Source organism: Acidimicrobiales bacterium (assembly GCA_041394265.1).
GTDB lineage: Bacteria > Actinomycetota > Acidimicrobiia > Acidimicrobiales > SZUA-35 > JBBQUN01.
The window spans coordinates 1930824-1954249 of the sequence record JAWKIO010000005.1; the positions used below are offsets into that span (position 1 = coordinate 1930824).

Genomic DNA, 23426 nt, shown 5'->3' on the forward strand with positions numbered 1-23426 from the left:
TCCACAGTTGGCGTGAGCAAGGATGAGCGCATGTATGACGATGGTCCCCCTCCGTCGCCGACGACCCGCCTCCCCCCGAACAACACCGCCGCCGAGGCCGCTGTCCTCGGAGCGATGCTGCTCAGCCGTGAGGCGATCGCTGACGCCGTCGAGGTGCTCGAGGCCGAGCACTTCTACCGTCCGGCGCACGGCCATGTCTACGAAGCCATTCTCAGCCTGTACTCCGCAGGTGAACCGATCGACGCGGTCACGGTCGCCGAGGAACTTCGTCGAGCCAATCTGCTCGAGGCCATCGGCGGCCCCTCACTTCTGATCGACCTGCAGGCGGGAACCCCTGCGATCGGCAACGCCGCGCACTACGCCCGCATCGTCGAAGAGCATGCGTTGCTGCGCCGCCTGATCGCCGTCAGCAACGAGATCGCCGAGATGGCCTACGGGATACCCGACGACGTGGTCAAGGCCGTCGACGACGCCGAGGCGCGCATGTTCGACGTCGCCCAGCGTCGGGTGGCCAACACCACGGTGCCGATCAAGGATCTCCTGGCCACCAACCTCGATCGGCTCGAGCAGCTCTACGAGCGGGGCGACACCATCACCGGTGTCGAGACCGGCTACACCGACCTCGACGAACTGCTGTCGGGCCTGCAGCCCAATGCGTTCTACGTCGTCGGGGCCCGTCCGGCCATGGGCAAGACGGCGTTTGCGCTTGGCATGTGCACGAACGCGGCCATGAAGAGCGGGAAACCGGTGCTGTTCTTCTCGTTGGAGATGGGCCACATCGAACTCTCGCAACGAATCCTGTGTTCCGACGCCCGGGTCGATGCCACCAGGGTGAAGACCGGTCGGCTCGACGAGTCCGACTGGAATCGCATCAGCCATTCCGTCGGTCGACTGGCCGAGGCACCGATCTACATCGACGACAATCCACACACCTCGGTCATGGAGATTCGGGCGAAGGCTCGCCGGCTACAGAGTCGGGTCGGGTCGCTCGGCATGGTGGTAGTCGACTACATCCAGCTCATGCAGGGCCGCTCCAACGCCGAGTCCCGCCAGGTCGAGGTGTCGGAGATCAGTCGAAACCTGAAGATCCTCGCTCGTGAGCTCGAGGCGCCCGTGGTGGCGCTGGCTCAGCTCAACCGTGGTCTGGAGCAACGCCAGGACAAGCGACCGATGTTGAGCGATCTTCGTGAGTCGGGCGCCTTGGAGCAAGACGCCGACTGCGTGATGTTCCTCTATCGCGACGAGGTCTATGACGACCAGACCGACCAGAAGGGCATCGCCGAGGTCATCGTGGCCAAGCACCGAAACGGCCCGACCGCGAACGTGAAGCTGGCGTTCCTGGGCCACTACACCCGGTTCGAGAACATGGCCCGCAGTCGCGACCAGGCCCGCTCGGAGTTCTAGCTGGTCCGCTCGACCGCGAACGTGCGGTGCTCAGTCGGCGTTGACGAAGACGGCCGGTGGCGCATCGTTCACGCCGGTGCCGCTCACCGAGGAGTGGCTCGAGTCGGTGCTGCTCGCCTGCTGGATCACTGCGAGCAGCGACACGCACATGGCACAGAACAGCACTGCCTGGAACACGAGCGCGGTGGTGCGTGACGCTCGATCGTCGGCCACGATGCGACGCGCCGGAACGGTCTGCGGTTCTGCGACGACTCGGCGGCGAGTTGTCGAAGTGGTGGATCGGCCGGCGGCATGCACCGCTTCCTTGGTTTCTTGCGCGATCGAACTCACAGCGACTGGCCTTTCGTCGCTGTACCTATCGGCGGTTGTGCATGCTCGCTTGAGGGGTGCAGGCAAGTCCACCCAGGGCACGGATTCAGATCAACGTCACTTCTCGTCCAACGGATGAGGATCGTCCTCATAGGGAGTGTGATGATTGTCCTGGAACCATCGGACCTGGAAGATTCGTGGATTGAGAAGCATTGCCAACGCGGCTCGTGCCGAGTCGAGCACCTCGGGCCACAACGGGTCCTCGATGATCTCTGCGTCGCGGCCAGTGGTGTCCTTCCCGTACTTGTTGTGAATGGCGTCGATCGCGCGCCCTAGTCGGGCGATCGCTTCGACCTCGTGCTCATTCAGGAGAACGCGGCCGAGCATCTGGCGAGGGTCGGGGAGTACCGACACCCCGTCATACAGCTCGCCGACATCGGTATCGAAGTCGGAGACCGCATCCCACGGCGGTTGATGCCCCACCCACGTCTGGCGTTGCCACAGCGGATCAGCCAGTGTGGCCAACGCCTGAACGAGCTGGCCCCTCACGCTCGGCATAGAGACGAAATCACTGGTCATGGTGTCGAGCTGTGCTCCGTACTCCATTCGGTGGGGAGGTTGTCGATGAAGGCGCCTCCCCGATCGGTATCGACCCAGGGTCGTTCACGCTGGCAGGGTCGTTCACGCCAGGAGGGTGGCGAGGGCCCAGGCGCTGGCGACGAAGCCGATCAGCATCTGCACGATGCTTCGGCCGATGGGTGCTCGGGCGAGTTGGCCCTCTTTGGTTTCGGCCGGTGGCCGCAGCACTGCCATGGCCGTGCCGGCGAAAAGTGCGCCCCCGATGGCGAGGACGAGCCAGGCCAAGAGGTTGTCGCCGAGCAAGTTGGGGTCTTGGGCGTAGATCATCGCAAAAGTTCTCGAATCAGCCCTCAAGTCACGGGGAGGGCCAACCGATGATATGAGCACACCGGTGGTCATCGCCCACACCGGTATCGGGATACGAGCGGGGGTCACCACTCCCTCCACACGCATCGCAGCCCTGGCCCTCGGGTCGGGGACGCAACGGTGGCCTTCGCTCGTCCCACCCGCTCCTCGCCATGCCCGGCCGATGTGGCCCGAGCGCACGTCAGGACGGAGGAATGAGGTCCTCGTCGGTGACCTCGCCGCTGATGGTCTCGGCCACGTAGGTGCGAGTTCCTTGCACGCTGCTCGTCGTCTGGCGTGCAATCGCGCCCGTTTCCGGGTCGAAACAGATCGTGGTGGACTGACCCCACTGTGCGGGTGCGGGGTTGGCCGTTGCCACCAGCTGCCAGCAGTCGTCGTCCTCGGCGTACAACAGGTAGTCGGGGTCGGCACCGGTGAAGAGTCGTTCGATGGCGGCGACGTCGTCGTCGGCGCTCGAGGGCACGAGGACCTCGCCACAGGTGAGATCGCCACCGAAGATCCGTTCGCAGCTCTGCTCCTGGCCGTCGAGGATGACGAGCAACGTCGTACCCGCTTCCTCGATGACGTCGCTGCCTCGCCGAACCGTCGAGACAATGAGCTGGGTGGTGTCGTCGGTACCGGCCTGGGCGATCTGCACGCGTCCGGTCACCTGGTAGGTGCCGGTGCGGCTCGCCCGGAAGGCATCGAGGAATGCGTCGAGGTCGGCCTGTTCACGAAGTGGCTGGGTGGTGGGTCCGGTGCTCGCCTCGGCGACGGTGGTCGGCGACGACGCATCGTTGTCGGCGGGGTCGCTGGTGCGCTGCATCAGTCCCCAGATGACGAGCGCAATGACCGCTCCCACCGTCGCTGCGAGTGCCACCTCGATGCCGTCCCGACGCATTCGTTCCACGTTAGGTCGCAGCGGAGGCCGTTTCGTGTGTTTGTTTCGGCCTCGCTAGGTTGGATGTCGATGACCGACGACTTCGAATTGCACTCGGCTGCCACCGTGCTGTTATTGCGAGACACCAGCGACGGACCTGAGGTCCTGATGTTGCGCCGCAACTCGAAGATCGCCTTCGGCGGCGCCTGGGTGTTTCCCGGTGGTCGTGTCGATGCCGAAGAGCTCGATCACGACGAGCTGGCGTCTGCTCGGCGGGCCGCCGTTCGCGAGTGCCACGAAGAGGCCGGCCTCACCATCTCGGTCGACGATCTCGTTACTTGGTCGCACTGGCAGCCGCCGCTCCAGTCGGTCATGTCGACCACCCGAGGCCCGCGCCGTCGGTTCAGTACCTGGTTCTTCGCCACGGCGGCACCCGGCGGCGAGGTCGTGATCGACGACGGTGAGATCCATGAGCACCGCTGGCTCACTCCCTCCGCCGCCATGCAACTGCACCGTGCCGGCGAGATCGAGCTGGTCCCGCCCACCTGGGTCACCCTCATGCAGCTCGATCACCATGGCGACTCGGCCTCGGCGATGCGGTGGGCGGCGTCGCAGACCCCGCCCCGGTTCCACACCAAACACCTCCCGGCCGAGTTCCCCACCCTGACCTGGGAGCCCGACGTCTTCCATGCCGGTGGCGGCGCCGACGATCCCGGACCGCGGCATCGACTTGCTCTCGACCCACAGGGCTGGCGCTACGAACGGTCCTGAGGCGTCGGAAAACGCACCGACGTCGTCACCGACCACCGGCTGGGCGCTGCTCCGGCAAGCCTTGCGCGAGCAGCGAACCGGGTTGTTCGTGGGGATGCTCGCTGCGTTGTGTTGGACGGCTGGTCGGGTGGCGGTTCCCCGCCTGATCCAGCTGTCGATCGACCGGGGGATCGAGGGCGACGATCCGCTCCTGCCATGGTCGATCGCCGTAGCCGCCGCCGGGCTCTTGTCGGGCGTCTCGCTCGGGGCACGCCGCTATACCGCGTTCCGCAACGCCCGACTGGTCGAGGCCCGCTACCGCGACCGTCTGTTCGCCCACATCCAACGACTCCACATCGCCTATCACGACGTCACCGCAACCGGTGAGCTGATGAGTCGGGCCAACACCGACCTCCAGCAGTTCCAGAACGTGGTCACCCAAGTGCCGATCACGACGGGCAACTTCCTCATCGTGGTCACGGCCGTCGCGATCATGCTCCTGCTCCACCCGACACTCGCCGTGCTCGCATTGGTCGGGCTCCCGATCATCAACGTGCTGGGCCGTCGCTTCTCGCAGCGTCTCCATCCGGCTGTCCTTGCGGTGCAGGAGGAGTCGGCCCAGTTGGCGGGCGTGGTCGAACAGACGGTGTCGGGCATTCGGGTGGTCAAGGGATTCGGAGCCGAGCCGCTGCAGGCCTCCAAGCTCGACGTCGAGGCTGACGACGTCTTCGAGTCATCGATGCGCTCGGCTCGGGTCCGGGCCACGTATCTCCCGGCCATCGAGCTGCTACCGAACCTCGGGCTGGTGATGGTGTTGGCCTACGGCGGCCACCTCGTCATCGAGGATCAACTCACGGTCGGCGAACTCGTCGGGTTCAACCTCTACGTCCTGATGCTGATCCAACCGCTGCGCATGCTGGGCCAGGTCGTCGCCCAGGGTCAGCGAGCGGCAGCGGCCGGCGACCGGATCGCCGAGGTGCTCTCCACCGCGCCGCTCATCGTCGACCCACCGCACCCGAAATCGCTGCCACCTCGCCGCAACGGCGGTGCCATCGAGTTCCGCCACGTCGAGTTCGGCTACCACGGTGGCGAGGTCCCGGTCCTCCATGACTTCGACCTGCGGATCGACCCGGGGGAGTCGGTGGCACTTGTTGGCATGACCGGGTGCGGCAAATCGACCGTCGCCCGCCTCCTTCCGCGGTTCTACGATGTCGACAGCGGCGCCGTGCTCCTGGACGGGATCGACCTGCGCGATCTTCGTCGCCAGGAACTGCGCAAGGCGGTCTCGCTCGTCTTCGAGGAGACGTTCCTGTTCAGCGGGTCGATTCGCGACAACCTCGCGTTTGCCGACCCCTCGACCAGTGACGCAGTGATCCGCCGGGCGGCTGAGCTGGCCGGAGCGGCCGACTTCATCGAGGCCCTGCCCGACAGGTACGACACCGAGCTGGGCGAGCGCGGGTTCTCGCTGTCGGGTGGTCAACGGCAGCGACTCTCGATTGCTCGGGCCATCGTGGCCGACCCTCGAGTGTTGATCCTCGACGACGCAACCTCCGCGGTCGACCCGACGAAGGAACACGAGATCCGAGACGCCATGGCCGAGGTGATGGGTGGGCGGACCACGATCGTGATCGCGCATCGTCCGGCCACCATCGCGCTCGCGGATCGGGTGGTGCTACTCGATGAGGGTCGGATCGTGGCCGCCGGCACGCATGCCGAGCTGTTGGTGAGCAACCTCCGCTATCAGGAGGTCCTGGCCTCCGACGCAGCTGCCGAGGGTGCGTCGGCCGCGTCCGGCGACGGAGGTGCCGGCTGATGGCGGGCTGGATGCAGGGGGGCGTCAGCGCCGACGAGCGTCTCGATCTCGCCGGCACCAAGGCGGTGTTGCGTCGGGCCCTGAGGCTCGTGTCGCCCTATCGCCGCCGTGGAGTGCAGGCCATCGCGTTGCTGATCTTGTGGACCGGCACCACGATCGCCGGGCCGCTCCTCGTCCGATCGGCGATCGACGACGGCATCAGGCCGAAGGACGGCAGTCATCTGGCACTCGCCGTCGGCGGCTACCTTGCCGCCGCCGTCCTGGGCTACGTGTTCTATCGCGGGTCGATCGCCACGTTGGCGTGGGTGGGGGAGAACACGTTGCGCGACCTCCGTCGCCGGGTGTTCGACAAGCTCCTGCGGCAGTCGCTCGCCTACTACGACCGCAACAAGGCCGGCATCCTCGTCTCCCGCATGACCTCCGACGTCGACTCGCTGTCGGAGTTGGTGCAGTTCGGTCTGCTCATGTTCACGGCGGCCTTCCTCCAGCTGGTGGGGACGGTGATCGTGCTCACGTTCCTGAGCTGGCAGTTGATGCTCTGCTGCCTCGCTGCGATCCCGCTGGTCGGTCTGGCGTCGATCAAGTTCCAGAAGGATTCGAACAAGGCCTATCTCGCCGTCCGCGACAACATCGGCTCGACCCTGTCGGCGCTTCAGGAGGGCATCAGTGGTGTCCGTCTGGTTCAGGCGTTCGGCCGGGAGTCGTTGCAGGCTCAGCAGTTCTCCGAGACCAACGAGGATCTGTACCGCTCGCACATGAACTCGGTCCGGGTTGCGGCGTGGTACCTCCCCATCATCGAGTTCGCATCGACGGCCACGACGGCGCTGACGATCGGTGTCGGTGGCTACCTGTCGCATCAGGGGCGGCTCACGATCGGCACCGTGGTGGCCTTCATCTTGTTGCTCCAGGGTCTGTTCGAACCGGTGCAGCAGCTGAGCCAGCTGTTCAACCTGGTGCAGTCGGCCACTGCGTCACTCGACAAACTCTTCGGTCTGCTGGACGAGGAGATCGATCTGGTCGAGCCGGTGAACCCGGTTGCGTTCCCGCCGTCGGGTGCCATCGAGGTGGAGGGCCTCGGCTTCACCTATGAGGGGTCGTCCGAGCCCGTGTTGAGCGGCATCGATCTGACCATCGCCGACGGCGAACGCATCGCGCTGGTCGGCCCCACCGGGGCGGGAAAGTCGACGCTCGCGAAGATCATCGCTCGGCTCTACGACCCGACCGTGGGCACCATCCGTTTCGGTGGGGTCGACCTGCGTGACGGCTCGGTCGCCGAATTGCGGCGTCGCATTCTCGTGGTTCCGCAGGAGGGCTATCTGTTCGATGGCTCCATCGCCGACAACATCCGCATCGCGTCGCCGTCGGTCGGCGACGACGAGGTCCGCCAGGCGCTCGAGCGCATCGGCATCTGGGAACGGATCGAAGCGCTCCCGGACGGACTGGCAACCGAGGTACAGGAGCGGGGCAGCCGGTTGTCGGCGGGGGAGCGGCAGCTGGTGTCGCTGGCCCGTGCGGCGTTGGTCGACCCGGCCGTGCTGGTGCTCGACGAGGCGACCTCGTCGCTCGATCCTGGGACGGAGCGCATCGTCGAGGCGGCGCTCGAACGGCTGATGAGCGGGCGCACCGTCATCGCCATCGCCCATCGCCTCACGACCGCTGCTCGGTGTGATCGGGTTGCGGTCGTGGCCGAGGGTTCGATCGCCGAGATCGGGCCGCATGCCGAACTCGTCGAGCAGGGCGGCCACTATGCCGCGCTGTTTGGTGCCTGGCGTTCTGGGCTTGGTACCCCCTCGGGCAACTGACGAGCGGCTCCGCATCGGCCGACGCGCGCCGGCTCGCCTGTGACAGGATCGGGCGCATGTGTCGAAACATCACCGAACTTCGCGGGCTCGAACCGGCAGCGACGGCCGACGAGATCGAGGCGGCGGCGCGTCAGTACATCCGCAAGGTCAGCGGCATCCGCCACCCGAACGCCGCCACCACCGACGTCTTCGAGGCGGCCGTGGCTGCCGTAGCGGCGGCCACGACCACGTTGCTCGGCCAGGTACCCGCCCGCCGTCAGCCACCCAAGACGATTCCCCCGCTGCGTCGCCCCGGCATCACCCGCCCCTGACGCACCTCGTCCGAGACGACAGTCTCGTCGACGAGTACGGCGCTAGCCGAGTGCCGGCACCCGGCCGCCACTATGCTCGGATCGCGCGTATGTTCGGTCTGTGCAAGAGATCGACCTTGTTTTCGTAGTGGGAGGACGAGTGGGACAACGACGAAAGACGACCACCTCCAACTTTGGCGTCGGGGGGCGTGAGAGTCACGACTCGACTCCTTTCTACGATCGATTTCGTGCACCCGAGCTGAGCGATGACCAACACATCCCTGCCCCGAAACCGATCGCCGAACCGTTCATCTGTGGCGACGCCCGCGATATGGACGAGATTGACGACGGGTCTGTCGCTCTCGTCGTCACGTCCCCTCCCTACTTTGCAGGCAAGCAATACGAGGAAGAACTGGACCGCGAAGGTGTTCCTGCGTCGTATCTCGAGTACCTCGAGATGCTTACGGACGTCTTTGCCGAGTGCGTGCGCAAGCTCGAGCCGGGTGGCCGGTTGGCCGTCAACGTCGCAAACCTCGGACGCAAGCCGTATCGCAGCTTGTCGGCTGACGTCATCCGAATCCTCGAGCACGATCTAGGGATGCTGCTGCGCGGCGAGCTGATCTGGCAAAAGGCTGAGGGCGCGAGCGGATCATGCGCCTGGGGCTCGTTCCGCAGCGCAGCGAACCCGGTACTCCGCGACATCAGCGAGCGAGTCATCATCGCGAGCAAGGGTCGCTTCGACCGTGCCAAGACTGTGAAGCAGCGGCTTGCGGAGGGGCTTCCCCACGAGAGCACCATTCTCACAGAGGACTTCATGGCCTCGACTCTCGATATCTGGCCTATCCCACCAGAGTCAGCACGACGCGTCGGCCACCCGGCACCGTTTCCAGTCGAACTCCCAGAACAGCTCATCCGCCTGTACACGTTCAAGGATGATCTGGTTCTCGACCCATTCATGGGATCTGGTTCGTCGCTCGTTGCAGCCGCCCGGCTCGGACGTCGATACGCCGGCTACGACCTTGATTCCAGCTACGTCGAGATCGCTCGCGAACGAGTCGCCACTGAGACTCGAGCATCGGTCGCACCGACGGTCACCGTTGTCGAGAACGACTCGAGTGCGCCGGCCCCGGTCGTTGATCTGCGAGAGCAACCGGAGAACTTCCAGAGCCGTGCGACCAAGGAGGGGAAGGCTGCACAGAAGCTCGCTGAAGAGCTACTCGACGAGGCTGGATTCGTCATCGACGAACGCAACCGGCGGATCAGAAAGACGGGTGTGACCGTCAACTTCATCGCCAAGGACAACAACGGCGACTCCTGGTACTTCGACGTATCAGGAGCATTCACAAGCCACCGCGGCGGATTGCTGAGAACCGACACCGTCTGGAAGTGTCTGGGCCGAGCGCACGCCCTCCGCGGAGATGAAGGACGAGGACGAGTACCGCTTGTTTTCCTCACCAGTCATCTGCCGAGGACACCAAGCGACGGGGACACCGCCTTAAGGACCGCTGGTCCGAACGCCTTCTTCGACGCCATCGAGATGCTGTCGGAGGACAGCCTCAAACGGCTCAGCCTCTACGCGCAGGGAGGATACGTCGACAATCCTCAACCAGGTTTTTGGACGGTAGCGGATCTCGCTCGGCGAATAGGCTGATAGTGGATTTCGTCGCCTGTGCCGTCGTCCGTGACGACCCTCCTTTTCTCCTCATCGCTGAGGATCAAGAGACTCTCAACTGGGTGATCGCGCTTCAGCTCATCGCGCGAATACCTGGGAACGACATCGGCGAAGGTCTTCGGGACCGGCTTCGTACTGCGCTGCGGAATGAGCAGTGGGGCGAGGCAGTCGAACTGTGGATGAGTCACGGCACCGAGGTCGACGTCTACTCGTCGTTCGAGCTCTATCGAGCAAGCGACGTTGAGCTGGCTGCCCATGAGCTGGACTTCACGCCCTTGTTTCAGGATTGAGCCGTGCCGAGCAGTCTCACCGAGATCACGGAGATTTCGACGGCTCTCGGCATGCTCGGCCCTGACCTCGAGTCGACGCTCGAGCATCGACCGCGCGAGCTGGTCGGTGTGTCGGATGAGACGTGGCGAGCTCTGCAGCTGGCCTACCACAATGGCGAGCACGAGGCGTCCTTCCGGCGCTGCGTTCGCCAACGGTCGCGCCTTCCTGCAGGCGCGCGATGGTCTCAGAGGCCGATCGCCGATTCGTGCAGAGTGGAAGGGACCTCATCAACCTCCAGGCGACGACGTCATTCCTGCCGATCTTCGGCTTGATCATGTGTTTCTTGTCAGCTGCAAGTACCTCTCGAAGGTCTTGGTCAATCCGGGTCCTCCGAGGCTCTTCGAGCGGCTACTCGTCGGTGATGAACGGTCGAGGACGCACTGGTTCATTGAAGCTGCACCAGATGAGTACCAGAGGCTCTACGTGGCCGCCTCAAGGTTCACCGGAATCGAGGGTCTTCCCGAGCACGTCAGAGATCTCACTCGAGAACAACAGCGCGCTCTAAAAGTGAACCTGTCTGCCAGGTCTTGGCCGCAGCCTCTGCAAGGACCCTGGCAGGACGTTTGCGACGCTGTCTCAGCAGAGTCGGCGCTTAGGTGGAGAGCAGCATTGTCGCAACCGCGCAACCCGCTTCGGCTGCTCTGGCGAATGCTGCGGATAACCACCGCCACCTACTTCATTCTCGGAACGAGTCGAGCCGATTCCCTGCGGCTCCGAGTCGACTCGGCGTGGGACTGGATGCAGCAGTACGACTTGACGAGCTTCGAGGTGGTCCCCGTCAAGGCTGGCCAGCCGCAAGTGGCATGGGCAGCTGCCGTCACTAGCCGCGCTTCTGGGATTGAACGAATGGTCGAGGGGCACGTCGAGATTCGATGGAGCCACGGCAGATTTCTCGGTTCGCCAGAAGCAAAGGTCTACTTGGACACTCCTCACGTCCAAGTACCCGGCTACAACCTCCTCGACTGACGATCGACTCATCGACCTCCGAAGTCCGTCTCGGCCCTGCAAGTGGAACGAGTGAGCAGTCATGCCATGCGTCACGGTGTCCGATCGTGGTGCCGCCGCTACCGTTGGTGATCTCTTGCTCGTGCCCATCATGGGGGCTTGGGCACCGAACGGAAGTACCAGTTCATGGACACCACCTTTGCCGACCTCGGCCTTCCGGCCGACTTGGTCGATGTTCTCGCACGCCAGCGCATCCATCACCCCTTCGAGATCCAGGCGGCCACCATCCCCGACGCCCTTGCCGGACGCGATGTCCTCGGCCGTGCGCCGACCGGATCGGGCAAGACCCTGGCCTTCGGTCTGCCGCTCGTCGCCCGCCTCGAGAAGGCTCGGCCTCGCCACCCCAAGGCGCTCATCCTGTCGCCGACTCGCGAGCTCGCCGAGCAGATCCGTGCCGAACTCGAGCCGCTGATTCGCGAACGTGGTCGCACTGCCGCCGCCATCTACGGCGGTGTCGGCTTCGGTGAACAGCAGCGAGCGCTGCGGGCCGGTGTCGACCTGCTCGTCGCCTGCCCCGGCCGTCTGATCGACCTGTTGAACCAGGGCGAGGTGAAGCTGAGCGAGGTCAACCAGGTGGTGATCGACGAGGCCGACCGCATGGCCGACATGGGGTTCCTCCCTCCGGTGCGCCAGCTCCTCGACCTCACGTCCACCGATCGCCAGACCACGCTGTTCTCCGCCACGCTCGACCGCGACGTCCAGGTCATCATCGACGCCTACCAGAACGATCCCGTCCGTCATGAGTTCGGGCCCTCGGAGCAGACGCTCGACAAGCGGGCCTCCCACCGATTCATCAAGACCCAGCAGAACCTCAAGGTTGCGCTGGCGGCCGACGTCATCACCGAGACCGGCACGACCATCGTGTTCTGCCGGACCCGCCACGGCGTGGACCGGGTCGCCCGTCAGCTTCGCAACGCCGGCGTCAAAGCCGGTTGGATCCACGGCGGCCGTTCACAGAACCAACGTGACGCCGCCCTCGACGCGTTCACCTCCGGTCGGGTGTCGGCGTTGGTGGCCACCGACGTGGCGGCCCGCGGTATCCACGTCGATGACGTCGCCGGGGTCATCCACTTCGATCCACCGGAAGACGCCAAGACGTACATCCACCGGTCGGGTCGAACGGCCAGGGCCGGCGCCGGCGGGGTGGTCGTGTCGTTCGTGAACTCCGACCAGTACAAGTCCACCAAGAAGATGCAGAAGGAACTCGGGCTGCCCGACCACCTCGAGGAGACACCCGACATCACCGACCCCGAGGATCGCCCGGCACCGGTGCGTGACGAAACGGCGGCGAAGCCGCAGAGCGCCAAGCCTGCCGGTCAACGGCGCGGCGGCCAGGGTCGCCGCAACGGCGGCGGGCGCAATGGCGGCTTCGGTGGTGGCGGTCGCGACGGCGAAGGTCGGGGTCAACGAACCGAGCATGCTCGCAGCAGCGGCGACGGCAATGGCAATGGGCGCTCCAACCGGACCGAGCGAACTGACGATCGCCCCTCTCGCAGCGGCCCGCGCGACGCTCGTCGTGCCGGCACTGAGTCGGGTCGTCCCGGTCGGCCGAACGCCTCGGGTCGTCCCGGCACGGCCAAGGTCAACGACGGCACCAAAAAGAAGAAGGGTCCGAAGGTGTCTTCGCGATCGGGGAAGCCCCGCCCGAAGAACAAGCGCGGCGGTACCGGCCGTCGGCCCTGAGGCTCGATCGTTCATGATCCATAGCCATCGACCGATGGGATTCCATGGCTCTGGTGAACGTGAAGAAGAAGGTCGAGAAGGCTGCCGACAAGCTCGGTCTGCGCTCTGGTGAGGTCGTGGTCGCCGGGTGCACCACCAACCCCAAGGGCACGATCAAGCACATGATCGGTCGCGAGGTGGGTGGCGTCGTCGGCGCTGCCATCGCCGGTCGTTCCTCGTCGCCGACCGCGGCGCCGACCGAGGGCACCCTGGGTTCTCGCTTCCCGTCGGGTCAACGCTTCCTCGTGTTGACCGACCAGCGTGTCTTCACCTGCACGTTGTCGGCAATGACCGGCAGTCCGAAGGCGATCGACGCCGAGTGGCAGCGCACCGAGATCGTCTCGGTCACCATGGAGAAGGGACGGATGGCATCGCCCCTGACCATCGTCTTCGCCGACGGCTCGGCGGTCGAGGTCGAGGGGGCGATGGGTTCCGACCCCGCTTCACTCGCCGACGCGTTCTGATGTCGCCGCGTCGGATCAGGGGATGAGTAACACCTTCCCGGTGGTCTGACGACCCTCGAGCAGGCGATGCGCTTCGGCCGCTTCGGCAAGGGGGATCCGCTCGCCGATCCGCACATCGAGCTTGCCCTCGGCCATCCAGCCGAACAGCTCGTCGGTGCGCCCGACGAGTTCCTCGCGCGTCTGGGTGTAGCTGCCGAGCGTGGGCCGAGTGAGGAACAGCGATCCGTTCGACAGCACCAGTGGGGAGATCGGATCGACCGGCCCCGAGGCGTTGCCGAACGTGGCCATCAGACCACGAGGTCGCAACAGCCGTAGTCCGTCGTCGAACGTCGTCTTGCCCACCCCGTCGTAGACGACGTCGAGCGGGCGCTTGCCGGCGATGGCCTCGATCGCATCGGCAAAGTTCTCCTCGGCGTAGTTGATGACGTGATCGGCTCCGGCACCCGTCGCCAACTCGGCCTTCTCGGCGGTGCTGACGGTGGTGAAGACCTCGGCGCCTTTGAGCTTGGCCATCTGGATCGCCAGGAGGCCGACGCCCCCGGCACCGGCGTGGATCAGGCAGCGCTCCCCGGCGGCGAGCGGCCACGTATCGGTGATCAGGTAGTGCGCGGTGAGGCCCTGGAGCATGACGGCAGCGGCCAGGTCGAGGTCGACCCCGTCAGGGACCTTCACGGCGACGGCGGCGGGAATGGCGGCCATCGTGGCGTACGAGTTCGGCGCCATCGCCCACGCCACCCGGTCACCTTCGACCAGATGATCGACGCCTTCCCCAACGGCGGTCACCACACCAGCGCCCTCCATTCCGAGTCCGGCTGGCAGCGGCAATGAATAGAGACCGGATCGGTGATAGGTGTCGATGAAGTTCACGCCGGCGGCGGCCATCTCGACCACGACCTGGCCCGGCTTCGGCGTCGGATCGTCGAGTTCGTCGAAGGTCAGGACCTCGGGTCCGCCGGTCGTGGCAAAGCGAATCGCATACATGGGGAGCAGTCTGTCACTGCTCATCGCCCCACGCCCGCCCGGCTCGCCGACGAGCGGTCGGGTCGCGGACGAGCTCAGAGCGCGAAGCCACCCAGCTTCGTCTCGAGATACTCGCTGATGCCCTCGGGGCCGCCTTCGCGGCCGAGGCCCGAGTCGCCCATACCACCGAAGGGCGCAGAGGCCGAGGTGGGGTTGACGTCGTTGATGCCGATGATGCCGAACCGCAGGCCTTCGAAGGCACGCATCGCCGTGGTGATGTCGTTGCTGTACACGTAGGCCGCAAGCCCGTAGTTGGTGTCGTTGGCGAGATCGATGACGCCATCGACGTCGTCGTAGACGATGACCGGGGCGACCGGTCCGAAGGTCTCCTCGCGGTAGATGGTCATCGTCTCGGTGACACCGGTGAGGAGGGTGGGGGCGTAGAAGTGGCCCCGGCCGAAGTCGCCGTCGGTCAACCGGTTGCCGCCGACGAGTGCTTCGGCCCCCTTGCTCGTTGCGTCGTCGACCTGAGCGGCCACCTTCTCGACCGCGGCCTCGTTAACAAGTGGACCGACGCCCACACCGTCGTCGAAGCCGTTGCCCGCCTTCACCTTGCCGACACGGTCGACCATGGTGGAGATGAACGCATCGGCGGCGTCTCGGTGGACGTACAGCCGGTTCGGGCTGATGCACGCCTGGCCCGAATTGAGGAACTTGAGGGCCGCAGCTCCCTTTGCGGCACGTACAGGGTCGGCGTCGGGGAAGACGATGAACGGGGCATGTCCGCCGAGCTCGACCGACACCCGCTTGAGGTGGCTTGCCGCTGCACCGGCCAGGTGACGCCCGACCGGCGTGGATCCGGTGAAGGTGAGCTTGGCCACCTTGGGGTGGCTGGTGAAGGTCTCGCCGATCGGTCGTGGGTCGAGCGCGGTGACCATGTTGATGACACCGTCGGGAATCCCGGCGTCGATGAACAGTTCGAAGACGGCCTTCGCACACAGTGGCGTGGCCTCGGCCGGCTTCAGGACCACCGTGCAACCAGCAGCGAGGGCTGGCCCCATCTTCCGGGTGAGCATGGAGATCGGGTAGTTCCACGGCGTGACCGCTGCAACCACACCGACCGGCTGACGGATGCTCAGGAACCGCTGATCGGGGCGGGACGAGGGGATCCAGCTACCGGTGACCCGAGTGGCTTCCTCGGCGTAGTAGAGCAGGAAGTCGGCGCCGTAGTTGACCTCGGCCCGGGCTGCCTTCAGCGGCTTGCCCTGTTCGAGGGTCATGAGCCGTGCGAGATCTTCGGCCCGCTCGAGCATGAGGGCGTGCGCCTTGCGCAGCAGGGCCGCCCGAGCGTGGGCGGTGGTGGTCGACCAGGCCGGGAAGGCGGCGTACGCCGCTTCGATGGCGGCGGTCGCATCGATGGAACCCCCGTCGGGCATCGTGCCGATCACCTCGCCCGTCGCCGGGTTGGTCACGTCGAACGTGCCGCCGGCAAAGGCGTCGGTCCATGCACCGTTGATGAACATCGAATCTCACTCCGTCGATCGTCGGCCTCGGCTGACCGCCACTCGAGGCGGCCAGACCAGCGCCCAAGGTACTGGTCGGCGAGTGGATCGACCCAGTTCGGTGTCAGGTGCCGTTCAGACCGCGACCAGATTCGGTCGACGAGCCGGTGTCGCATCGGCGGGGACCTCGCGTCGCTGGATCGAGACGATGTCGTTGGTGCGATACGACGCAACACGAGTCGACCACGAGTCGATGGTGCCACGGCTCGAACCCGTGGCGAAGAACGTGGTCATCGGCCCCTCGGGCTGATAGGCGTTGGCGCCGACGACCGTGATCTCGCCACCGGACGCGAGCTCGACGAGGTGCTCGACCAGCGGCTCGTCGGCGGTCGTTCGCAGATCGATCTCGGTCTCGGTGGTGTCGGCGCCGAGCTCGATGAGCGAGCCGTCGGCATCGAAGCGGAACTCGGTGGCGCCGGCCGCTGCGGTGGTGATGGTCATGATTGTCTCCCTTTCGAACACGCGTCACGAGTATGGATGAAGGGGTGTGACAGTCGATGAGAGGCGGTCGTTCGGCGCCGCTGGATCGTCTACGACGGGACCCTCGGGACCAGTGCCAATTGGCGGGACAGCGCCACCAGACGGCCGGTCGAATCCCAGAGCTCGGCGTCTTCTTCGAGGAGTCCGTCCGTGACGAATCGAGTGGTGAACACGCCCCGCAACCAGCCCGGTGCCGGGTCGGACCGGACCTGCACGGTGAGTTCGAGGGTGGGCACCCACGCCACCGGGAGGTTGGCGTTGAAGATCGTCGGAGGGAAGGCGTCGCTTGCCTGTAGGAGGGCGAAGGCGTCGAGGGGCTCGTCATCGATCAGGCGGAACCACCCGCGCACGAGTGCCTTGCCGGAGCGGACACCTTCGGCCGACACCGAGTCTTCGGGATGCAGCCGCAGTTCCACCTTGTTGTGGAATGGGGGAAGGTCGGGGTGGTCGGCGGCATCAGATCGTGCAATGCACTCCTCGACCGGGGGAAGGTCGGGCGGGGCGCCGTTGGCGAGCAGGACGTCGCCGGTCGGCTTGATGTCGGAGAACGCACCCAGCAACTGCAGCACGGGTTTGCCCTCGGCCCGCATCGAGCCGGTGACGGTGACGAACGACTTGCCGGACTTCACGATCTCGGTGTCGATGGTGACCGGCCCGGGACGACCGGGCGACAGATAGTGGGCCGTCAGCGTCACCGGGTGCGCTCGGCCGCTGGCAGCGGCCATGGCCCGAGCCGCGATCGAGATGAGATAGCCACCGTTGGCGTTGCCGCCGATGTCCCACCCATCGTGAACCTCGCCGTGGTAGCGACCGTCGACGCTTTTGTCAGGGGAAACGGAGGTGGCTCGAAGGAACGACATCCGCCGGATGGTACGAGCTGACCAGGGAAGATGCGAAGTGGGCAGCGTGTGCTCGGTGGCCGATCCTCAGTGGGGATGGGCGGCGTGATAGGCGGCGACGACATCGGGCCGCAGCCGACCCTTGGCCGCGACCTCGTGGCCCGCCTCGATCGCCCAGGCCCGGATGTCGGCCGTCGTCACCGGTGGTGCCGGCTCGACAGTGGCCGCGGCGAGTCGGCGGCGACCGGCGTCATCATCGAGTCGGTGCTGCACTGCAGCCCCGAAGAACCGATAGGTCCACTCCTGGGCCAGCTGCCGGCTCTCGGCGAACACGATGGGGACTCGGGGATAGCGCACGCCGGCTTCGGCGATCGCTTCGATGATGCCGAGCGGACGCTGGTGTTCGAGTTTGAACACGGCCGAGTAGCGATCCTCGATCACCACGGCCGAGTGTGGCTGGTCGGCGAGTGCGGCGAGCAAGGTCCACAGCTTGCCGCCGGTGATGGTCGAGACGAGATCACCGAGCGACTTGCGTTCGACGACGGCGATCAGCGTGTCGGTCTGGGGGTCGCGTACGGCGTAGTCGCCGACAGCGAGAGCTTCGGCACGAGTACTCGCTTGCTGCTGGCCGAACTTCCACGCGTATCGCTCCCGTGTGTCCACGATGATGTCGAGTACCTGCCCGGCGGCACGAGCGGTCGGCGTCCGGACCGACGGGCGTGCTTGTTTCGCCGTTCTGGCCGACTGCCAGAAGACCATGTCGCGCCCACGTCCCTTGGTGAAGATGAACTGTGAGCGGTTCTCGCGTGCTCGATCGAGCACGAGGTCGATGGACACACCGCGGCGTTCGATCGATCGAATCGGTGTCGTCTCGACGATCTCGGGTTCGTCGGGCCACACGGTCGTCGGGTGGCAGTAGACCTTCGAGGCTCGGGGCCACAGTTCGCGTGTCTTGAGCAACACGGTGCCGCTGCGGAGTGGGAGCCGGACGACGTAGGGCAACGTCGAATCGGCGTCAGGGTTCCGAGCAATCACGAAGTCGACCACAACGGTCACCGTACTGCTGTGGACCGGCCGAACCTGGGGACGTCAGTCGCCCTCGTAGGTCAGAAGTGAGTAGACGTCGAGACCTGCTGCCTCGAGGGCAGCGGACCCACCGAGCTCGGGAAGATCCACGATCGCCATGGCCGACACGATGACGGCACCGAGCCGGGTGAGCAGGCGATGAGCGGCGAGCATCGTGCCACCGGTGGCGATCAGGTCGTCGACCAGTACCACCCGATCGCCGAGGCCGATCGAATCGACATGGATCTCGACGGTCGCCGATCCGTACTCGAGGTCGTAACTCTCGGCGATGACGTCAGCCGGCAGCTTGCCGGCCTTGCGGATGGGGACGAACCCGATCCCCAGCTCGTGCGCCATGGCGGCGCCGACGATGAACCCTCGGGCATCGACTCCGGCCACCGACACCGCGTTGCGCCGATCGGCCTCGGCGCAGAGCTCTGCAGTCAACAACCGAAACGTGTCGGCCGTCGAGAACAGTGGGGTGACATCGCGGAACATGATCCCGGCGTGCGGCCAGTCGGGCACGGTGCGCACGACCGACCGCAGGCGGGCTTCGAGGTCCGGATCGAGCGCAGCTGCGGCCATCGTCCCAGTGTGGCAGCGGCTGACGGCGCCGCGGCGATGAGAACTACTTGGTTGGCTGGTCGTCGGCCATCTGGCCGATGCGGATGGCGTTGCCGAAGGGATCGCGGATGCCGAAGTCGATGCCGTAGGGCCGAGACGTCGGCTCGTCGGTCACGTCGACGCCTCGTGCGACGAGCGTCTCGTAGGTCTCCTGGGCGTCGTCGGTGGTGAGGAACAGCGCACCGGCGACGGCGCCCTTGCTGAGGAGTTCGCGGACCTGTGAGGCCGTGGCGTCATCCATCATCGGCGGACCCGGACGTTCGAGCAGGATCTCCCGCACGGGGTCGCCGGGCAGTCGCACGGTGAGCCAGCGCATGAAGCCCATGTCGATGTCGTTCGCGACCTCGAGGCCGAGCGTGTTCACGTAGAAGTCGAGGGCCTCGTCTTGGTCGAGCACGTAGGTGGTGGAGCGGCTGATGGAGTTGTACATGTCGGTGACGCTACGACCTGTCGCCGACCGGCGGCTTCTCCGAAAGTGCTCGACTCACTGGGTCCGGCTGGCGGCCTCCAGGCCGTCGAGGATCAGACCGAGTCCGAACTCGAACTCGAGCCGGAAGTCGTAGCCGGGCTGCATCACGTGGCTCATGGTGAAGTCGATGAGGTGGGGGAAGAGGTCGGCCGGCATCTCGGAGAAGATCGAGGCCGCCAACTCGCTCATCTCGTCACCGTCGGTTGCGGGCAGCGTCGACTCCTGGAGGGCGAAGCCGAACATGAAGGCGTCGATGATGGCGAACGCATGCCCGACCAGTACCCACGAGAACCCGGCCCGCCGGAAGCACCCGATGACGGCGTCGTGGTGCTGCAAGGTGGCGACACCCGGAGTGGTGCGCGTCTCCATCAGCGGTGACGCCCAGGGGTGGCGTGCCAGCACGGCCCGCATGGAGTGACAGCGCACCCCGATGGCGGCTCGCCAGTCGAGGTCGACGGGCGGAAGCTCGATCTCCGAGAAGACCCGGTCGACCATGCCATCGATGATCGCTTCCTTGTTCGGGAGGTGGTGGTAGATCGTCATCGGCTTGACGTCGATCGCTTCGGCGAGCTTGCGAATCGTGAGCGCCTCGATGCCGATCTGGTCAGCGAGGGCAATGGCGCCATCGATCACGCGATCGGCGGTCAAGGGGGTGCGTCCCGGCTGTTCAGAGGACGTGTCGCTGCCAACAGACGGTGCCTTGGTTCGCCGCTTCGAGGGCTGGTCGGTCGTCATCGGCATCGCCTCCGAAAGAGAAAGTCATTGACATCGTACTTTGTACGATCCAATATGCGTTCGTACAAAGTACGAGAGGGAGCAACCCGCATGACCATCACCATCGATCACCGCACCACATCCGCCGTCCCCACCACCCCGGTTCACGCCGTCGGTGCAGGCTCGGCCGGCGAACTCGACGCCACGGTCACCGATCGTCGCCGGGCAGCGATCGTTGCCGGGGTCGGCTACGTCGCCCTCTTCGTTCTCGGCATCTTCGCCAACTTCGTCGTGCGAGAGGGGCTCGTGGTGGCCGATGATCCAACGGCCACGGCCACCAACATCACCGAGTCGCTCGGCCTCTTCCGGATCGGACTCTTCAGCTTTCTCGCCGTCTTCCTGATCGACGTCGTCGTCGCCTGGGCGCTCTACGTGCTCTTCCGCTCGCAGCATCGTGACCTGTCGCTCGTCTCGGCGTGGTTCCGCATCGTCTACACCGTCTTCATGGGTGTTGCCGCCGTGTTCTTCTTCCAGGCGCTCAACCTCTACGAATCGCCGTACCTCGCCGAGGCGATGAGCGAGGCCCAACGAAACGCGCAGGCGCTGGCTGGACTCGAGCTGTTCAACTCGGCCTGGCTCATCGGGCTGGCTGCCTTCGGCGTCCACCTGGTCGTCATGGGTGCACTCGTCACCCGGTCCACCGAGGCGCCACGGGTGCTCGGCTACCTGATGATGCTCGCCGGTCTGGCGTATGTCATCGACACCAGCGCCAACACCCTGCTCGCCGACTACGACACCTACGCCGGGGCCTTCCTGGCCATGGTCGCCATCCCATCGGTGATTGCCGAGGGTTGGTTCGGCCTCTGGCTCCTGACCAAGGCGGGCAAGCCTGCGGTTCGCTGATCCGGGCTGGGCGACTACCCAAGCGCCGCCTCGACGAGGATGGCCAGCTCGGCCACCACCTCGTCGGGGTGTCGGCGCGTCGGCTGGGACACGTGGGCCCGGATGGCGGCGAGAAGTCCCCCGGCGATGAAGTCGGCAGCCAGCGGCGTCTCCACGAGTGGTGTGATCACCTCGACCAGCTCACGGTGGAACCGGAGGACGATCTCGCCGAGCACGGGCTGGCTGAGCAGTGGCGCAAAAACAGGGGCCATTTCGTCGACGTGTCGAATGAGTGGCTCGAGGTCGATCGTTCCTGCGGGGTCGACGACGAGTGAGTCGGCGACGGTCGGAATCCCGGAGGTGAGCACGTCGAGCTTGTTCTCGTAGTGCGCATAGAAGGTCGATCGGCTGACACCCGTGCGGTCCAGTAGATCCTGGACGTTGATCTTCTCCCAGCGCCGCTCCTGGATCAGCTCGAGGAGGGCAGTGGTGAGGAGTCGCTTGGTCCGCACGACCCTGGCGTCGGGTCGGCGGGTCGGTGCGGTGTTTCCGGTCAATGCGGTCGATCTGTTCGATATCGAACGAATGGCGACATCTGTCGGTAGACCTCCTCGGCGACACCATCGTACGTTTCCGAACAGGATGTTCGATAACACCTCGACATGGCAACAACAACTCCGACAACACCTTCCGATGGTCGCCATGGCGCTCGGAGCGATCGGTGTCTTCGCCGGGCTCCATCTTGCGATCAGCGCCGTCGCCGTCCTCGGCGCGTTGCACCTGGTCATTGGCCTCGGCGCTGCCTGGTGGTGGGGTCGACGAGCCGCCGCAACCGGAGGTCGACGATGAGCCCGATCGGCGGTGTGCACGTGCGAAGTCTGTCGAAGTCCTTCGGGGACCGCCTTGCCGTCGACGATGTGAGCTTCGAGGCCCGACCCGGCGCGGTGACGGCTCTGGTCGGTGGCAACGGATCAGGCAAGACGACAACGCTTCGAATGATCCTCGGTCTGACGCTGCCGACGAGCGGATCAGTCATGGTGGCCGGCCGGCCCATCGCCGAGCTCGAGTGCCCGCGGTCGGTCATCGGGGCGGTGACGGACCGACTCGGAGCTCACCCCGGACTTCGAGCTCGACGTCACTTGGAGCTCATCGTGGCCGGCGCCGGGCTCGATCCCGAACGCGTCGATCGGGTCGCAGCGTTGGCTGGTCTGTCGGGACGACTCGACGATCGGGTAGGCGGCTACTCCACTGGCATGCGGCAACGGCTGGCCGTGGCGGCCGCCCTGCTGGGTGAGCCCGAGGTGCTCGTACTCGACGAGCCGTCGAGCGGTCTCGACTCATCGGGGATCATTTGGCTTCGCGAACTGATGACGACTCGTGCAACCGAGGGCCAGACGGTGATCCTGACCACGCACCAGTTCGCCGAGTTCGACGACGTGATCGACGATGTCGTCGTGCTACACGACGGTCGAGTGGCGACTGCCGGCAAGTTGGCCGACGTGCTCGCCGCCTCCGGAGCCCGACGGTTGTCGGACCTGGTGCTCGGAATGTCGCAGGACACGGCGGTGTGGGCATGACTGCCGTGGCAGTGCGTTCGACACATGAGCGGCTGCGTCCGTTGGTGCAGGCCGAGCGACTCGCGGTCTGGTCCACACCCACCGCGCGCGTGCTCCTGCTGGGATCGGCAGTGATGGCCGTCGTGACCGGTTCGGCCAATCTCGCAACGGCGAGCGACGCCGGCTCGGTCGAGACGCTTCAGCTGACGATGCACGCCGCCACCGTGCCGGCCTTGCTCTTCGCTGCCGTTGCCGGTGCCTACGCATCGAGCAGCGACCATCGGTACGGGACGATCGATCAGCAGCTCCTCACCGACCCGTCGAGACGGCGTTGGTTCCTGGCCAAGGCGCAGGTCATGCTGCTTGTCGGTCTGTCCTACGGCGTGGTGGGAATGGTGGCCGCTGTTGCTGATCTCGTCGGCTACGGAGCAGTCACCGGGAACGAGATGGACCTCGTTTCACCCACCGTGGCTCGGGCACTGGTCGGGGTCGGGATTGCGACACCGCTCAATGCGCTCCTCGGCGTCTGCGTCGGCTCGTTGATGCGGAACCAGCCCGTGGCGATCGGCACCGTGCTCGTTTGGTTGTTGGTCATCGAGCCGCCACTCATTCTCGGGATGCCTGACGTCGGCAGATGGTTGCCAGGGCCGGCGGGCCTGGCGGCGACCAGCAGTCCCGACCCCTCGCTGCTGTCGCCGGTGGTCGGGGCCCTCGTGCTGCTGATCGAGACGGCGGTAGCACTTGTGGTGACCAGCCGAGTCATCGCTCGGATGGACGCTCGGTGAGCGCCGTGGACTGAGCGGTCGCTGCCGCCATGGATCGACCGAGCCGTCGTGCTCGGTCGATGCGCCTCTAGGTCGTCTCGCCTGTTTCTGGTGGAAGGCCTCAAGATTTTCGGGGCTGGGTCCGA

General features: G+C 65.8%; 27 protein-coding genes. 14 read left to right on the forward strand and 13 right to left on the reverse strand.

Annotated elements, in window-relative coordinates; genetic code table 11:
• The first annotated feature begins 30 nt into the window (after positions 1 to 30).
• Positions 31 to 1404: a replicative DNA helicase gene (gene dnaB / locus R2733_09455; protein MEZ5376722.1), complete on the forward strand. Its 1374-nt coding sequence runs from the start codon at positions 31 to 33 to the stop codon at positions 1402 to 1404.
• Between the two features lie 30 nt (positions 1405 to 1434).
• Here the strand turns inward: dnaB and R2733_09460 are convergent, their stop codons facing one another.
• From R2733_09460 to R2733_09475, 4 genes are all read right to left on the reverse strand, one after another.
• Positions 1435 to 1734, reverse strand: a complete 300-nt coding sequence (locus R2733_09460) for a hypothetical protein (GenBank protein MEZ5376723.1) — start codon at positions 1732 to 1734, stop codon at positions 1435 to 1437.
• 96 nt (positions 1735 to 1830) lie between these two features.
• Positions 1831 to 2319 (reverse strand): hypothetical protein, encoded by a 489-nt coding sequence (locus R2733_09465; GenBank protein ID MEZ5376724.1) that lies wholly within the window; start codon positions 2317 to 2319, stop codon positions 1831 to 1833.
• Between the two features lie 75 nt (positions 2320 to 2394).
• Positions 2395 to 2619 carry a hypothetical protein gene (locus tag R2733_09470; protein MEZ5376725.1) on the reverse strand — a complete coding sequence of 75 codons (225 nt, stop codon included), beginning with the start codon at positions 2617 to 2619 and terminating at the stop codon, positions 2395 to 2397.
• Between the two features lie 220 nt (positions 2620 to 2839).
• Positions 2840 to 3538, reverse strand: coding sequence for a hypothetical protein (locus R2733_09475; GenBank protein MEZ5376726.1), 699 nt, complete (start codon positions 3536 to 3538; stop codon positions 2840 to 2842).
• Positions 3539 to 3607: 69 nt separating this feature from the next.
• Between R2733_09475 and R2733_09480 the strand changes: the two genes are divergently transcribed.
• From R2733_09480 to R2733_09520, 9 genes are all read left to right on the forward strand, one after another.
• A complete protein-coding gene (locus R2733_09480) occupies positions 3608 to 4288 on the forward strand; it encodes an NUDIX hydrolase (GenBank protein ID MEZ5376727.1) in 681 nt (226 codons plus the stop codon).
• A 94-nt stretch (positions 4289 to 4382) separates the two neighbouring features.
• Positions 4383 to 6080 (forward strand): ABC transporter ATP-binding protein, encoded by a 1698-nt coding sequence (locus R2733_09485; protein ID MEZ5376728.1) that lies wholly within the window; start codon positions 4383 to 4385, stop codon positions 6078 to 6080.
• Positions 6080 to 7882 carry an ABC transporter ATP-binding protein gene (locus R2733_09490; protein MEZ5376729.1) on the forward strand — a complete coding sequence of 601 codons (1803 nt, stop codon included), beginning with the start codon at positions 6080 to 6082 and terminating at the stop codon, positions 7880 to 7882. Before R2733_09485 ends, R2733_09490 begins: the two co-directional genes overlap by 1 nt.
• A gap of 56 nt (positions 7883 to 7938) precedes the next feature.
• Entirely contained in the window at positions 7939 to 8193 is a 255-nt protein-coding gene (locus R2733_09495) for a DUF2277 domain-containing protein (GenBank protein ID MEZ5376730.1), read from the forward strand.
• Between the two features lie 100 nt (positions 8194 to 8293).
• Positions 8294 to 9823 (forward strand): site-specific DNA-methyltransferase, encoded by a 1530-nt coding sequence (locus R2733_09500; protein MEZ5376731.1) that lies wholly within the window; start codon positions 8294 to 8296, stop codon positions 9821 to 9823.
• A 2-nt stretch (positions 9824 to 9825) separates the two neighbouring features.
• Positions 9826 to 10134, forward strand: a complete 309-nt coding sequence (locus R2733_09505) for a hypothetical protein (GenBank protein ID MEZ5376732.1) — start codon at positions 9826 to 9828, stop codon at positions 10132 to 10134.
• Between the two features lie 316 nt (positions 10135 to 10450).
• Positions 10451 to 11140 (forward strand): hypothetical protein, encoded by a 690-nt coding sequence (locus R2733_09510; protein ID MEZ5376733.1) that lies wholly within the window; start codon positions 10451 to 10453, stop codon positions 11138 to 11140.
• 138 nt (positions 11141 to 11278) lie between these two features.
• Entirely contained in the window at positions 11279 to 12862 is a 1584-nt protein-coding gene (locus R2733_09515) for a DEAD/DEAH box helicase (GenBank protein MEZ5376734.1), read from the forward strand.
• Between the two features lie 44 nt (positions 12863 to 12906).
• Positions 12907 to 13365: a hypothetical protein gene (locus R2733_09520; protein MEZ5376735.1), complete on the forward strand. Its 459-nt coding sequence runs from the start codon at positions 12907 to 12909 to the stop codon at positions 13363 to 13365.
• A gap of 15 nt (positions 13366 to 13380) precedes the next feature.
• Here R2733_09520 and R2733_09525 read toward each other — a convergent pair whose 3' ends face one another.
• From R2733_09525 to R2733_09560, 8 genes are all read right to left on the reverse strand, one after another.
• A complete protein-coding gene (locus R2733_09525) occupies positions 13381 to 14346 on the reverse strand; it encodes a quinone oxidoreductase (protein MEZ5376736.1) in 966 nt (321 codons plus the stop codon).
• A gap of 74 nt (positions 14347 to 14420) precedes the next feature.
• The gene (locus tag R2733_09530; protein ID MEZ5376737.1) at positions 14421 to 15848 is read right to left on the reverse strand and encodes an NAD-dependent succinate-semialdehyde dehydrogenase; all 1428 of its coding nucleotides are present in this window, start codon (positions 15846 to 15848) and stop codon (positions 14421 to 14423) included.
• Between the two features lie 114 nt (positions 15849 to 15962).
• Positions 15963 to 16328 carry a hypothetical protein gene (locus R2733_09535; GenBank protein ID MEZ5376738.1) on the reverse strand — a complete coding sequence of 122 codons (366 nt, stop codon included), beginning with the start codon at positions 16326 to 16328 and terminating at the stop codon, positions 15963 to 15965.
• An 89-nt stretch (positions 16329 to 16417) separates the two neighbouring features.
• A complete protein-coding gene (locus R2733_09540; GenBank protein ID MEZ5376739.1) occupies positions 16418 to 17227 on the reverse strand; it encodes a thioesterase family protein in 810 nt (269 codons plus the stop codon).
• Positions 17228 to 17293: 66 nt separating this feature from the next.
• A complete protein-coding gene (locus tag R2733_09545) occupies positions 17294 to 18262 on the reverse strand; it encodes a histone-like nucleoid-structuring protein Lsr2 (GenBank protein ID MEZ5376740.1) in 969 nt (322 codons plus the stop codon).
• Positions 18263 to 18295: 33 nt separating this feature from the next.
• Entirely contained in the window at positions 18296 to 18856 is a 561-nt protein-coding gene (locus R2733_09550) for an adenine phosphoribosyltransferase (protein MEZ5376741.1), read from the reverse strand.
• 43 nt (positions 18857 to 18899) lie between these two features.
• Positions 18900 to 19325, reverse strand: coding sequence for a VOC family protein (locus R2733_09555; GenBank protein ID MEZ5376742.1), 426 nt, complete (start codon positions 19323 to 19325; stop codon positions 18900 to 18902).
• Positions 19326 to 19379: 54 nt separating this feature from the next.
• Positions 19380 to 20012 carry a TetR/AcrR family transcriptional regulator gene (locus tag R2733_09560; protein ID MEZ5376743.1) on the reverse strand — a complete coding sequence of 211 codons (633 nt, stop codon included), beginning with the start codon at positions 20010 to 20012 and terminating at the stop codon, positions 19380 to 19382.
• 177 nt (positions 20013 to 20189) lie between these two features.
• Here R2733_09560 and R2733_09565 point away from each other — a divergent pair, with 177 nt between their 5' ends.
• Positions 20190 to 20981 carry a DUF4386 domain-containing protein gene (locus R2733_09565; GenBank protein MEZ5376744.1) on the forward strand — a complete coding sequence of 264 codons (792 nt, stop codon included), beginning with the start codon at positions 20190 to 20192 and terminating at the stop codon, positions 20979 to 20981.
• A gap of 14 nt (positions 20982 to 20995) precedes the next feature.
• Here the strand turns inward: R2733_09565 and R2733_09570 are convergent, their stop codons facing one another.
• Positions 20996 to 21472 (reverse strand): TetR/AcrR family transcriptional regulator, encoded by a 477-nt coding sequence (locus R2733_09570; GenBank protein MEZ5376745.1) that lies wholly within the window; start codon positions 21470 to 21472, stop codon positions 20996 to 20998.
• Between the two features lie 130 nt (positions 21473 to 21602).
• Between R2733_09570 and R2733_09575 the strand changes: the two genes are divergently transcribed.
• The 3 genes from R2733_09575 to R2733_09585 are packed head-to-tail and all read left to right on the forward strand — an operon-like array spanning position 21603 to position 23301.
• On the forward strand, positions 21603 to 21809 hold the full coding sequence (locus tag R2733_09575; GenBank protein MEZ5376746.1) for a hypothetical protein: 207 nt from the start codon (positions 21603 to 21605) through the stop codon (positions 21807 to 21809).
• A complete protein-coding gene (locus R2733_09580; GenBank protein MEZ5376747.1) occupies positions 21806 to 22537 on the forward strand; it encodes an ATP-binding cassette domain-containing protein in 732 nt (243 codons plus the stop codon). Before R2733_09575 ends, R2733_09580 begins: the two co-directional genes overlap by 4 nt.
• A complete protein-coding gene (locus R2733_09585) occupies positions 22534 to 23301 on the forward strand; it encodes a hypothetical protein (GenBank protein ID MEZ5376748.1) in 768 nt (255 codons plus the stop codon). The genes R2733_09580 and R2733_09585 overlap by 4 nt, the downstream gene beginning before the upstream one ends.
• The last annotated feature ends 125 nt before the right edge of the window (positions 23302 to 23426 follow it).